This is a genomic window from Stutzerimonas sp. CXK-1 (assembly GCF_057738225.1).
The window spans coordinates 3,028,586-3,040,721 of the sequence record NZ_CM173217.1 but is presented as its reverse complement, the minus strand read 5'-3'; the positions used below and the strand labels follow the sequence as shown (position 1 = coordinate 3,040,721).

Genomic DNA, 12,136 nt, shown 5'->3' with positions numbered 1-12,136 from the left:
GGCTATAGCACCGGGTCGCTGATTCGCTCGATGAGGTGTGCTCCCTCGTTTCGCACATTGCCTACGGCCGCCGGCACCGGGTACCAGGTGAACTCATCGACGCCAAGGCCGTGCTCCAGTGCGAGCTCCTCGGCCTCCTCTGGGGATAGCTCCGGGTCCAGCCAATGCGCTGCGCATTCCGGGGACAGCACAAGCGGGCGGCGGTCGTGGATGTCGAGCATGCCCGCGCCGCTGCTTGCTGTGATGATCACGAACCCGTCGTCATCCCTCGGCTCACCCATGCTGCCGCGCTGGAATTGCCCGATCGCAGCAAAGAAGCACGGTTCGCCAGAGGCCAGCTTGATCAAATAGGGCTGCTTGAGCTTCGGCTTGGCCTCGTCCTTTTTCCACTCGAACCAGCCATCTGCGGGCACGATAGCCCGGCCGGTTTTCCATATGTCGCGGAAGAACTTGCTCGTCGCGGCTGTCTCGACCCTGGCATTTATCGCCGGCGGCCGTTTCCCCTGCGCCCAGAACGGGGCGTATCCCCAGCGCACGCCGTCCATGCGCAACCCGTCCTGATCCTGGTGCAGCAACTGCACCCGCGATTGTGGCGGCACGTTGTACCGCCCGATCGGAGTCGGATCCACTCCATCGATCGTCATCTGCCCCAGCGCTTCAAGGTAGTCAGCCGGGTATCGGTACTGCGCTATGCGTCCACACATGGTTCTTCCGCGGCCTCAAACTGCATGTTCTGCATAGACCTTAGACGCTGGAAATGGTTGGAAAGCGGGCAGCTGGTGACAGTTTGCAGCGGCTCGGCGATACGGTAACTGTCGCCGTTACTGTCACCAAATAAAAAGGGGCCTCGATAGAGGCCCCGTAGAATCTGGAGCGGGCGAAGGGAATCGAACCCTCGTCATGAGCTTGGGAAGCTCAGGTAATGCCATTATACGACGCCCGCGACGGGTGCCTTTTTACCAGAAGGCGTGGGGGAAATGAAGGGCGGTGATGATTTTTCCGGTAACTCGCGTCGCCTTTAGATCTGCGCAACCTCTTGCTCAGTCAGCGGGCGATGGCTGCCGGCAGGGAGCGCCGGGTCGAGCTGCAGTGGGCCCATGCTCTCGCGGTGCAGCGTGGTCACGCGATTGTTGAAATGGCCGAACATACGTTTGACCTGATGGTAGCGCCCTTCGTGCAGGGTCAGTCGGGCCTGACGCGGGCCGAGCAGCGTGAGTTGAGCGGGCAGAGTCGTGAGGTTCTCGAAGCGGAAGTAGAGGCCTTTGGCAAAGGCCAGGATGCACTCTGGCAAAATCTCGTCCTCGGTTTCGACCAGGTAGACCTTGCCTTGCCGGCTGCTCGGTTGGGTCAGGCGCCGCGACCAGTGACCGTCGTTGGTGAGCAGCATCAGCCCCGTTGTGTTGAAGTCCAGGCGCCCGGCGATGTGCAGGTCGTGCTTCTCCGGTTCGTCGATAAGATCCAGCACGGTCATGTGGGTTGTGTCGTGCGTCGCGCTAACGCACCCGGCCGGCTTGTGCAGCATCAAATAGCGAGCGGCTTTCCCAGGCTGCAGCAGTTCGCCATCGAGTTCGATGCGGTCGAAGATCCGTATTTCTCGATCCGTCTCCAGTGCGACATTGCCATTCACCCGCGCCCGCCCTTCGGCCAGCAGGCGGCGGACGTCTTGGCGGCTGACTTGTGCGCGGCTGGCGAGGTAGCGGTCGAGTCGCATCAGGCGTCGCTGCGGGGCTCGCTGCGGGCGCAGCGGGGGCAGAGACAGGCCCGGTTTCTGAGCGCGTCGGGGAGGCGGTCGAGGGTGCTGGCTGGAATGGTCAGCGACACGCACCAGCAAGGCTGTTCCGCGCCGGGTTCGCATTCGGCGCACTGGTTGGGCTGGCCGCACAGCGGGCAGCGTGAAGGATCGATAGGTTCGCGCATGGTTTTCCCATGGGGCGTCAGGCCTGCGAGCCGGGTTTGTGACCGGCTCGCAGGGCCAGGTTACATGACGCGCTGGCCAGGTTTGGCGCCGGCGTCCGGGCTAAGCAGGAAAATCTCGCTGCCGCCCGGGCCTGCGGCCAGCACCATGCCTTCGGACAGGCCGAACTTCATCTTGCGCGGTGCCAGGTTGGCGACATAAAGCGTCAGTCGGCCTTCCAGCTTGCTCGGTTCCGGATAGGCACTCTTGATGCCCGAGAACACGTTGCGCTTGGCGTCGCCGATGTCCAGGGTCAGGCGCAGCAGCTTGTCGGCTCCCTCGACGAACTCGGCCTTCTCGATCAGGGCTATGCGCAGATCTACCGCAGCGAAGGCATCGAAGTTGATTTCCGGCGCCAGCGGCTCCTTGGTCAGCTCGCCGTTACCTTGGGCAACTGCTTCGGTGGCCTGGGCGGCGAGGTCTTCTTTGGAGGCTTCGATCATGGCGTCTATCTTAGCGGGCTCGATGCGAGTCATCAGTGGGGTAAAGGCGTTGAGCGAGTGGTTGGCCAGAGGCGCTGCGTGGTCCGACCAGCTGAGCGGCTCGACGTTGAGGAATCGCTCGGCGGCAGCGGCCAGATTGGGCAGCACTGGCTTGAGGAATATGACCAGTTGGCGGAACAGGTTGATACCCAGGGCGCAGATCTCCTGCACCTCTGCCTGCTTGCCCTCGACCTTGTTCAAGGCCCAGGGCGCCTTGTCGGCGATCCAGGCGTTGGCGCGGTCGGCCAGATGCATGATCTCGCGCATGGCGCGTGCAAAGTCGCGAGCCTCATAGGCATCTGCGATGCCGGGTGCGGCGGCCTGGAAGGCTGCCCAGAGTTCCGGCTCGGGGTTGGCGTCGACCATCACGCCGCCGTTGCCCTTGTGGATGAACCCGGCGCAGCGGCTGGCGATGTTGACCACCTTTCCGACCAGGTCGGAATTGACCTTCTGCACGAAATCCTCGAGGTTCAGGTCGAGGTCGTCGACGCCACGGCCGAGCTTGGAGGCGTAGTAGTAGCGCAGGTATTCGGGATTGAGGTGCTCAAGATAGGTGCGCGCTTTGATGAAGGTGCCGCGCGACTTGGACATTTTCTGCCCATTCACCGTCAGGTAGCCGTGCACGTTCACCGCGGTCGGCTTGCGGAAGCCCGCGCCGTCCAGCATGGCCGGCCAGAACAGCGTATGGAAGTTGATGATGTCCTTGCCGATGAAGTGGTACAGCTCGGCACTCGAATCCTTGCTCCAGAAAGCGTCGAAGGACAGTTCGGGGCGGCGTTTGCAGAGATTCTGGAAGCTCGCCATGTAACCGATCGGTGCGTCGAGCCAGACGTAGAAGTACTTGCCCGGCTCGCCGGGGATCTCGAAACCGAAATAGGGGGCGTCGCGGGAAATGTCCCACTCTTGCAGCCCGCTATCGAGCCATTCGGCGATCTTGTTGGCGACCGAGTCCTGCAGCGCGCCGCCGCGAGTCCATTCCTTGAGCATCGCTTCGAAGTCGGGCAGCTTGAAGAAGAAATGCTTGGAGTCCTTGAGCACAGGCGTAGCGCCGGAAATTGCCGAGCGCGGATCTTTCAGTTCGGTCGGCTCGTAGGTCGCACCGCACTTCTCGCAGTTGTCGCCGTACTGATCTTCGGCGCCGCACTTCGGGCACGTGCCTTTGATGAAGCGGTCGGCGAGGAACATGCCTTTCTCGGGGTCGAAATACTGGGTCACCGAGCGCGTCGCTATGTGCCCCGCATCGTGCAGGCGCGTGTAGATCAGTTCGGCGAGTTCACGGTTCTCATCCGAATGCGTCGAATAGAAGTTGTCGAAGTCGACCAGAAAGTCGGCGAAATCGGCACTGTGCTCGGCTTGCACGTTGGCGATCAGCTGCTCCGGCGTGATGCCTTCCTTTTCGGCGCGCAGCATGATCGCCGAGCCATGCGCGTCATCGGCGCAGACGTACACACATTGGTTGCCGCGCAGCTTCTGGAAGCGCACCCACATGTCGGTCTGGATGTACTCGAGCATGTGGCCGAGGTGGATCGAGCCGTTGGCGTAGGGCAGGGCGCTGGTGACGAGGATCTTGCGGGCTTCGGACATGGGCTTCTGCAGTCGCAATTGCTGGGAGAAAGCTCGGCACTATAAAGCTGCAGCCGGTTTTTTTCATCCGCACGCCTTGCCGTGCCGATAGTCCAACCACCAGCATTGCGCGCCGGTGGGCCGATTTCGGTCCAGGGAGTAACATGCCTGTCTGTTTTGCTCGGTCTTTCTTGGAGTACCCATGCCTGTCACCCGCGAAGCTGTGGAATCCGTATTGCGTCAGTACACCGACCCCCATCTGAATCAGGATCCGGTCAGCGCCGGCTGCGTGCGCTCCATCGAGATCCAGGGCGATCGCGTCAGCGTCCAGCTCGAGCTGGGCTATGCCGCCGGCCTGTTCCGCAGTGGCTGGGCACAAATGCTGGCCATGGCGATCGAGGGGCTCGACGAGGTGGCGCGTGCCGACGTGCAGGTCGATTGCGTGGTAAAGCCGCACAAGGCCCTGGATCAGGTGCCGGCACTGGCGAGCGTGAAGAACATCATCGCGGTGGCGTCGGGCAAGGGCGGCGTGGGCAAGTCCACCACGGCGGCCAACCTGGCGCTGGCGCTCGCGCGTGAAGGCGCGCGGGTTGGGGTACTGGACGCCGATATCTATGGGCCTAGCGTGGGCATCATGTTCGGGATTGCCGAGGGCACTCGCCCACAGGTGCGTGACGAGAAGTTCTTCGTGCCGCTCGAGGCCCACGGCGTGCAGCTGATGTCGATGGCGTTTCTCTCCGACGACCGTACCCCGGTGGTCTGGCGCGGACCAATGGTATCCGGTGCGCTGCTGCAACTGATCACCCAGACCGCGTGGCGCGATCTGGACTACCTGGTCATCGACATGCCCCCGGGCACCGGCGACATTCAGCTGACGCTGGCGCAAAAGGTGCCGGTGACCGGCGCCGTCATCGTGACCACACCGCAGGATCTGGCATTGCTCGATGCGAAGAAAGGTGTGGAAATGTTCCGCAAGGTGAACATCCCGGTACTTGGTGTGGTGGAGAACATGGCCATCCACGTCTGTTCGAACTGCGGGCACGCCGAACATCTGTTCGGTGAGGGGGGCGGCGAGAAGCTGGCGGCGCAGTACAACGTCGATCTGCTGGCCTCGCTGCCACTCTCGATGGCGATCCGCAGTCAGGCGGACGCCGGCTGCCCGACGGTGATTGCCGATCCGGAAAGCCAGATCGCCATGATCTATCAGGAGGTCGCTCGTACGGTTGGCGCACGTATCAGCCAGAGCGGTCAGATCATTGCGCAGTCGATGCCCAACATCACGGTGTCGGACGACTGACTGGCGGTGCCGCCGTGGTAAGCACGGCGGCCCATGTTGCACGGCGGCAGAAACGAAAAAGCCCCGCATGAGCGGGGCTTTCTACTAGCCGAAGGACAGGTTAGATAACCTGAACTTCCTCGGCCTGCATGCCTTTCTGGCCGCGGGTAGCAACGAAGGAAACCTGCTGGCCTTCCTTCAGGCTCTTGAAGCCGTCACCCTGGATAGCGCGGAAGTGAACGAACAGGTCGTCACCGCTCTGGGGGGTGATGAAGCCGTAGCCTTTCTCATCGTTGAACCACTTGACGGTACCGGTTTGGCGATTGGACATCTGATGTCTCCTTGGACAAGGTTGTGGGGAGAAGCTCGGGCGAAGCCCGGACAACACTGTGTGCAAGGAGATGGAAGTCGTTTCGAGCGATTCACGGTGACACTTTGCAGCAACAGCGGGCTAACAATACCCGTTTTCTCCAGCAAAGCGAGCTTTATTTTTCGATTTCCTTCTGTGGCGTGTGGTCGTGCCTCGGGGCTGGCCTGGGGCCATGCTTTTCCGCCCTTCGTGCGGACTTGGAGAGCACCAACGGCGCCGGTAAGATGCACGCTGCTTTTATTCTCAGAAACCAGCCAGATCAGGACGCCGCCATGAGCATTAAATCGGACAAGTGGATTCGCCGCATGGCCCAGGAACACGGCATGATCGAGCCGTTCGTCGAGCGCCAGGTACGTACCGAGGGTAGCGAGCGACTGATCTCCTACGGCGTTTCCAGCTACGGCTACGATGTGCGCTGCGCGGACGAGTTCAAGGTATTCACCAATATCCACTCGGCGACCGTCGATCCGAAGCACTTCGACGAGAAGAGCTTTGTCGATGTGAAAGGGCCGGTGTGCATCATTCCGCCGAACTCCTTTGCCCTGGCGCGCACCGTTGAATATTTCCGCATTCCGCGCGACGTGCTGACTATATGCCTGGGCAAGAGCACCTATGCGCGTTGCGGCATCATCGTCAATGTCACGCCGCTCGAGCCGGAGTGGGAAGGCCACGTGACGCTCGAGTTCTCCAACACCACTACCTTGCCAGCGAAGATCTACGCCAACGAAGGGGTGGCGCAGATGCTCTTCCTGCAGTCCGACGAAGCGTGCGAAGTGTCCTACCGGGATCGCGGCGGCAAGTATCAGGGGCAGACCGGCGTCACGCTGCCGAGGGCGTGAGCCCTCCCTGCGCCTGCAGTCTGCGTGGCGGTAGGGCTGCATGCCGGGGCGAAGGCCGCCGGCATGCACTTGGCTTCAGGCGCCCAGGTAGGCCTCGCGCACCTTGGGATCGGTGAGCAGGTCGTGGCCGCTTCCCTGCATCACGATGTGCCCGTTCTCCAGCACATAGCCGCGGTCGGCGAGCTTCAAGGCCTGGTTGGCATTCTGCTCGACCAGGAACACGGTCACGCCATCCTCTCGCAGCTGTTCGATGATCTCAAAGATCTGCTGGATGACGATCGGGGCCAGGCCGAGCGATGGCTCGTCCAGCAACAGGAGCTTCGGCTTGCTCATCAGCGCACGGCCAATGGCGAGCATTTGCTGCTCGCCGCCAGACATGGTGCCGCCGCGTTGCTGGTAGCGCTCCTTGAGCCGAGGGAACAGCTCCAGAACCTTGTGCAGCTGCTCCTGGTAGGCGCCTTTCTCGGTGAAGAAGCCGCCCATCGCCAGGTTTTCCTCCACCGTCAGGCGCGCAAATATGCGGCGCCCCTCGGGGACCACCGCAATCGCCTTGCGCATGATGTCGCAGCTCTGCTGGCCCACCAGCTCCTCACCCTCGAAGCGGATGCTGCCGCTGGCCGCCTGTGGCGAACCGCATAGCGTCATCAGCAGGGTGGACTTGCCCGCGCCATTGGCGCCGATCAGGGTGACGATTTCTCCCCGCTCGACGTGCACGTTCACCTCGTGCAGCGCCTGGATCTTGCCGTAGAAGGTCGAGACGTTCTCGAAAGTCAGCATCGCTTACGCCTCTCCCAGGTAGGCCTTGATCACATCCGGATTATTGCGGATCTGCTCCGGCGTCCCGTCTGCCAGGGGCGTGCCCTGGTTGATCACGTAGATATGGTCGGAAATGCTCATCACCAGCTTCATGTCGTGCTCGATCAGCAGCACCGTGACACCGTGGTCCTGCCGGAGCATGCCGATCAGGGCCTTCAGGTCCTCGGTTTCCTTGGGGTTCAGGCCGGCCGCCGGCTCGTCGAGCATGAGGATGCGCGGGCGCGTCATCATGCAGCGGGCGATCTCCAGGCGCCGCTGCTGGCCGTAGGCCAGCGTGCCGGCAGGGCGGTTGGCGACATCGACCAGGTCGACCCGCTCGAGCCAGTGCCGGGCGAAGTCCATCGCCTGGCGCTCGCTATGGCGGAACCCCGGGGTCTTGAACAGGCCGGCCAGGAAGTTGGTGTTCAGGTGGCGATGCTGGGCGACCAGCAGGTTCTCGACCGCCGTCATGTCCTTGAACAGCCGGACGTTCTGAAAGGTCCGCACCACGCCCTTGCGAGCGATCTGATGGCCGGGCAGGCCGTGGATAGCCTCGCCCTCGATGAGGATCTCACCGTCGGTCGGCTGGTAGAAACCGGTCAGGCAGTTGAATACGGTGGTCTTGCCGGCGCCATTGGGGCCGATCATCGAGACCACCTGCTTTTCCTGTACGTTCAGGGCCACGTTGTTGACGGCCAGCAGGCCGCCGAAGCGCATGGTCAGGCCACGTACTTCCAGAATCGGGCGACTCATTGCTTCAGCTCCAGGTGCGGGCGTTGCATGGGCAGCAGGCCCTGCGGACGCCAGATCATCATCAGAACCATCATTGCGCCGAACATCAGCATTCGGTACTCGCTGAACTCGCGCATCAGCTCCGGGAGCAGGATCATCACGATGGCCGCGAGGATGACCCCCAGTTGCGACCCCATGCCGCCGAGCACCACGATGGCGAGAATGATCGCCGACTCGATGAAGGTGAAGGATTCCGGCGAAACCAGCCCCTGGCGCGCGGCGAAGAAGCTGCCGGCGAACCCGGCGAAGGTGGCGCCGAGGGTGAAGGCCGAGAGCTTGATCACGGTCGGGTTCATGCCCAGCGCGCGGCAGGCGATCTCGTCCTCGCGCAGGGCTTCCCAGGCGCGACCGATCGGCATGCGCAGCAGGCGGTTGATCACGAACAGCGTCAGCAGCACCAGCAGCAGGGCGATCAGGTAGAGGAAGATCACCTTGTTCACCGAGTTGTAGGCCACGCCGAAATACTCGTGGAAGGTCTGCATGCCTTCGGCGGCGCGGCGGTCGAAGGACAAGCCGAACAAGGTGGGTTTTTCGATGCCACTGATCCCGTTGGGGCCGCCGGTGAGGTCCGTCATGTTGCGTAGCAGGATGCGGATGATCTCGCCGAAGCCCAGGGTCACGATGGCCAGGTAATCACCTCGCAGCCGCAGCACGGGGAACCCGAGCAGGAAGCCGAACAGGGCCGCCATGGCACCGGCCAGGGGCAGCGCTGTCCAGAAGCCCACACCGTAATAGTGCGAAAGCAGGGCATAGGTATAGGCGCCGACGGCGTAGAAGCCGACGTAACCCAGATCGAGCAGGCCGGCCAGACCGACGACGATGTTCAGGCCCAGGCCCAGCATCACGTAGATGAGGATCAGCGTGGCGATGTCCACCGCGCCGCGCGAGCCGTAGAACGGCCAGGCCAGGGCGAGCAGCACCAGCCCGATGATGATCCAGCGCTGGGTCGAGGGCAGGGTGAGAAAACTGCCGGCGCCGGCGGGGATGGTCGGCAGGTTCGGGCTGGCAGCCCAGCCGGCCGCCAGGTGCGTGCGCACCAGCTGCCAGAAGAACATGGCCACAGCGCAGGCTGCGATGATCCAGAAGGTCAGCGCGTCCGCACCGTGCACCTCGACCTTGATGCCGACGGTGGTGAGTTTCAGGCCGAACACCGGCACCGCCACGGCGAGCACCAGCAGGGCACTGAAGAAAGCTGTACGCAGGTTGCGGGTCATACCTTTTCAACCTCCGGACGGCCGAGGATGCCGGTCGGGCGGAACAGCAGCACGAGCACGAGCAGGCTGAAGGCCACCACGTCCTTGTACTGGTCGCCGAACAGGTCGGCGCCGAAGGCTTCGGCAACGCCGAGCACCAGGCCGCCAAGCATCGCGCCGGGAATGCTGCCGATGCCGCCGAGGACCGCGGCGGTGAAGGCCTTGATGCCGGCGAGGAAGCCGATATGCGGATTGATCACGCCGTACTGCATGCTGATCAACACGGCGGCGACGGCTGCCAGCGCCGCGCCGATGACGAAGGTCAGGGCGATGATGCCGTTGGTGTTGATGCCCAGCAGGTTGGCCATCTTGAGGTCTTCGGCACAGGCCCGGCAGGCGCGACCGAGGCGCGAGCGCGAGATGAACAGCGTCAGTCCGTACATCGCGATGAAGGTGACGATGAAGATCAGCACCTGCATATAGGAAATGGTCACCCCGTTCATGGTGCTCTCGCCGAACACGAGGTTGCCCGGGAACAGGTTGGGGATCGCCTTGTCCTTGGAGTCCTGGGTCAGCAGCACGACGTTCTGCAGGAAGATCGACATGCCGATCGCCGAGATCAGCGGGATCAGGCGATTGCTGCCGCGCAATGGCCGGTAGGCGACCCGTTCGATGCTGTAACCATAGGCACTGGTGACGATCATGCTGGCGACGAAGGCGCCGATCATCAGCAACGGCAAGGAATCGAGCCCCATGGCCGCCAGGCCGATCAGGGCGATGAAGGCGACATAGGAACCGATCATGTACACCTCGCCATGAGCGAAGTTGATCATTCCGATGATGCCGTAGACCATCGTGTAACCGATGGCAATCAAGGCATAGGTGCTGCCAACGGTCAGGCCGTTGATCAGCTGTTGTAGGTAATGGTAAAGCTCAGGCATCACTGCTCTCCGGAGTACCTGGGGCCTCACGGCGGCCGCGCTGCACGCATCGAACACGCAGCGTCTGGCGCTGCGTCACAGCTGTACGATCCCCTGCGGATCACGCACGGCATCGGTTCGAGGCGGGCCCGGGTCGAGGCCGCTCGTTGGGGTCCTGGGTCTGGCAGGGCGGCCCGATGCTTTTGGCGGGGCCGCCGCTAAAACAAAGCCCATACCGTGGCATGGGCTTTGTCGACTGGATGAAGATCCCTTACTTGGCTTCGGTCTTGGTGCCGTCCTGGTGCCACTCGTAGACCACGAAGTTGAAGTTCTTCAGGTCGCCCTTCTCATCGAACTCCAGAGTGCCGGTCGGGGTGTCGAAGCTGTTGCTGCGCAGCGCCTCGGCCACCTTGTCGGTGTCGGTGCTGCCGGCTTTTTCGATCCCTTCGGCGATCACCTGGACCGCGGCGTAGGCGGGGAAGACGAACGGACCGCTCGGATCCTGCTTCTTGGCCTTGAAGGCCTCGACCAGCTGCTGGTTCTTCGGATCCTGGTCGAACGACTTGGGCAGGGTGACGTACATGCCTTCGGAAGCGGGACCGGCGATTGCCGAGATTTCCGAGTTGCCGACGCCTTCCGGCCCCATGAAGCGGACGTTCAGACCCTTTTCCTTGGACTGGCGCAGGAGCAGACCCAGCTCGGGGTGGTAGCCGCCGTAATAGACGAAGTCCACGCCCTCGCGCTTGAGGCGCGCGATCAGCGAGGAGAAGTCCTTGTCGCCGGCGTTGATGCCTTCGAACATCGAGACCTTGACGCCCTTGTCTTCGAGCGTCTGCTTGACGGCGGTGGCGATGCCTTCACCGTACTGCTGCTTGTCGTGGATGACCGCGACGTTCTTCGGCTTGATGTGGTCGGCAATGAAGTTGCCTGCGGTCGGGCCCTGCAGGCTGTCCAGGCCGATGGTACGGAAGATCAGCTGGTAACCGCGCGAAGTGATCTCGGGGCTGGTCGAGGCGGCGGTGATCATCAGGATGCCTTCGTCCTCGTAGATATCGGACGCCGGCTGCGTGGAGCTGGAACACAGGTGGCCGACCACGAATTGCACGCCGTCGTTGACGATCTTGTTTGCCACCGCGACGGCCTGCTTCGGGTCACAGGCGTCGTCGTAGCGAACGCCTTCCAGTTGCTGGCCGTTCACCCCGCCGGCCTTGTTGATCTGCTCGATGGCCATCTCGGCACCGATGAACTGCATGTCGCCATACTGAGCGACCGCACCCGTCACCGGGCCGGCCAGGGCGATGCGGATGGTATCCGCGGCGAGCGAGTAGCTGGCGGCACCGCTCAGGGCCATGGCCAAAAATAGCTTCGACAGACGCTGCTTGTTCTTCATAAGCGCTCCACTTGCATCGTTTTAATTGTTTGATCCTGCGTGTCGCAGAGTCGTTAAGGGGCGAACGTCCCGAAACGGTGCGGCAACTGTACCGGTACAGTGTAGAAGTGTCTTCTACGTTTGCACAGCCGGTTACCGCTTCGCTTGAAGCGACGACGGGCGACGCTATCATTGCGCACTTTTCGCGACGGGTAGCCCCATGAACGACGAAGCAAGCACTCTCTATGCCAAGCTCCTGGGCGAGACGGCGGCAATCAGCTGGCCAGAACTCGAGCCGTTCTTCGCACGCGGGGCTCTACTGCGGGTTGCAGGCGAGGCCGACCTGGTAGCCGTGGCAACCGCGGTGGCCGAAGACGATCGAAGCAAGGTCGAAGTCTGGTTGACCAGTGGCGAACTGGCCAAGATGCCTGCCGAGCAAGCCATGGACTGGGCCGAGCGTCGGCCGGACCTGTGGGCGGTGGTCGTGGCACCCTGGGTGCTGGTGCAGGAGCGTACCGCCACCGCACCATGATGGTGCCGTGATGGCCTGCGGCGTCGCCGCGCTTGCGGGTTCGCCTGTCCG

The 12,136-nt window shown here is 62.7% G+C and carries 13 protein-coding genes and 1 tRNA gene; 3 read left to right on the top strand and 11 right to left on the bottom strand.

The annotated features are described in order from the left end of the window. Positions 1 to 2: 2 nt before the first annotated feature. From AC0KXH_RS14405 to metG, 5 genes are all read right to left on the bottom strand, one after another. The gene (locus tag AC0KXH_RS14405) at positions 3 to 704 is read right to left on the bottom strand and encodes an SOS response-associated peptidase family protein (protein ID WP_488223604.1); all 702 of its coding nucleotides are present in this window, start codon (positions 702 to 704) and stop codon (positions 3 to 5) included. A gap of 165 nt (positions 705 to 869) precedes the next feature. Next, positions 870 to 943, bottom strand: a tRNA-Gly gene (locus tag AC0KXH_RS14400). A 75-nt stretch (positions 944 to 1,018) separates the two neighbouring features. Then, positions 1,019 to 1,711, bottom strand: a complete 693-nt coding sequence (locus AC0KXH_RS14395; protein ID WP_488223603.1) for a pseudouridine synthase — start codon at positions 1,709 to 1,711, stop codon at positions 1,019 to 1,021. Next, a complete protein-coding gene (locus AC0KXH_RS14390; protein ID WP_076342823.1) occupies positions 1,711 to 1,917 on the bottom strand; it encodes a cysteine-rich CWC family protein in 207 nt (68 codons plus the stop codon). Before AC0KXH_RS14390 ends, AC0KXH_RS14395 begins: the two co-directional genes overlap by 1 nt. Positions 1,918 to 1,977: 60 nt before the next feature. Continuing rightward, positions 1,978 to 4,020, bottom strand: a complete 2,043-nt coding sequence (metG, locus tag AC0KXH_RS14385) for a methionine--tRNA ligase (RefSeq protein WP_488223602.1) — start codon at positions 4,018 to 4,020, stop codon at positions 1,978 to 1,980. A 181-nt stretch (positions 4,021 to 4,201) separates the two neighbouring features. Between metG and apbC the strand changes: the two genes are divergently transcribed. Then, positions 4,202 to 5,296, top strand: a complete 1,095-nt coding sequence (gene apbC / locus AC0KXH_RS14380; RefSeq protein WP_488223601.1) for an iron-sulfur cluster carrier protein ApbC — start codon at positions 4,202 to 4,204, stop codon at positions 5,294 to 5,296. A gap of 100 nt (positions 5,297 to 5,396) precedes the next feature. Here apbC and AC0KXH_RS14375 read toward each other — a convergent pair whose 3' ends face one another. Further along, positions 5,397 to 5,606 carry a cold-shock protein gene (locus AC0KXH_RS14375; RefSeq protein ID WP_041106806.1) on the bottom strand — a complete coding sequence of 70 codons (210 nt, stop codon included), beginning with the start codon at positions 5,604 to 5,606 and terminating at the stop codon, positions 5,397 to 5,399. A gap of 311 nt (positions 5,607 to 5,917) precedes the next feature. On the opposite strand from AC0KXH_RS14375, the gene dcd reads away from it, so the two are divergent. Continuing rightward, positions 5,918 to 6,484: a dCTP deaminase gene (gene dcd, locus AC0KXH_RS14370; RefSeq protein ID WP_041106804.1), complete on the top strand. Its 567-nt coding sequence runs from the start codon at positions 5,918 to 5,920 to the stop codon at positions 6,482 to 6,484. 75 nt (positions 6,485 to 6,559) lie between these two features. Here the strand turns inward: dcd and AC0KXH_RS14365 are convergent, their stop codons facing one another. The 5 genes from AC0KXH_RS14365 to AC0KXH_RS14345 all read right to left on the bottom strand — a co-directional run bounded on the left by AC0KXH_RS14365 (position 6,560) and on the right by AC0KXH_RS14345 (position 11,574). After that, on the bottom strand, positions 6,560 to 7,261 hold the full coding sequence (locus AC0KXH_RS14365; protein WP_041106802.1) for an ABC transporter ATP-binding protein: 702 nt from the start codon (positions 7,259 to 7,261) through the stop codon (positions 6,560 to 6,562). A 3-nt stretch (positions 7,262 to 7,264) separates the two neighbouring features. Next, the gene (gene livG / locus AC0KXH_RS14360; protein ID WP_043221447.1) at positions 7,265 to 8,032 is read right to left on the bottom strand and encodes a high-affinity branched-chain amino acid ABC transporter ATP-binding protein LivG; all 768 of its coding nucleotides are present in this window, start codon (positions 8,030 to 8,032) and stop codon (positions 7,265 to 7,267) included. Next, positions 8,029 to 9,285 (bottom strand): high-affinity branched-chain amino acid ABC transporter permease LivM, encoded by a 1,257-nt coding sequence (locus AC0KXH_RS14355; protein ID WP_041106798.1) that lies wholly within the window; start codon positions 9,283 to 9,285, stop codon positions 8,029 to 8,031. The genes livG and AC0KXH_RS14355 overlap by 4 nt, the downstream gene beginning before the upstream one ends. Beyond that, positions 9,282 to 10,205, bottom strand: a complete 924-nt coding sequence (gene livH, locus AC0KXH_RS14350) for a high-affinity branched-chain amino acid ABC transporter permease LivH (RefSeq protein WP_041106797.1) — start codon at positions 10,203 to 10,205, stop codon at positions 9,282 to 9,284. The genes AC0KXH_RS14355 and livH overlap by 4 nt, the downstream gene beginning before the upstream one ends. 250 nt (positions 10,206 to 10,455) lie before the next feature. After that, the gene (locus AC0KXH_RS14345) at positions 10,456 to 11,574 is read right to left on the bottom strand and encodes a branched-chain amino acid ABC transporter substrate-binding protein (protein ID WP_041106796.1); all 1,119 of its coding nucleotides are present in this window, start codon (positions 11,572 to 11,574) and stop codon (positions 10,456 to 10,458) included. Positions 11,575 to 11,773: 199 nt separating this feature from the next. Between AC0KXH_RS14345 and AC0KXH_RS14340 the strand changes: the two genes are divergently transcribed. Then, positions 11,774 to 12,085: a DUF2288 domain-containing protein gene (locus tag AC0KXH_RS14340; RefSeq protein WP_041106795.1), complete on the top strand. Its 312-nt coding sequence runs from the start codon at positions 11,774 to 11,776 to the stop codon at positions 12,083 to 12,085. The last annotated feature ends 51 nt before the right edge of the window (positions 12,086 to 12,136 follow it).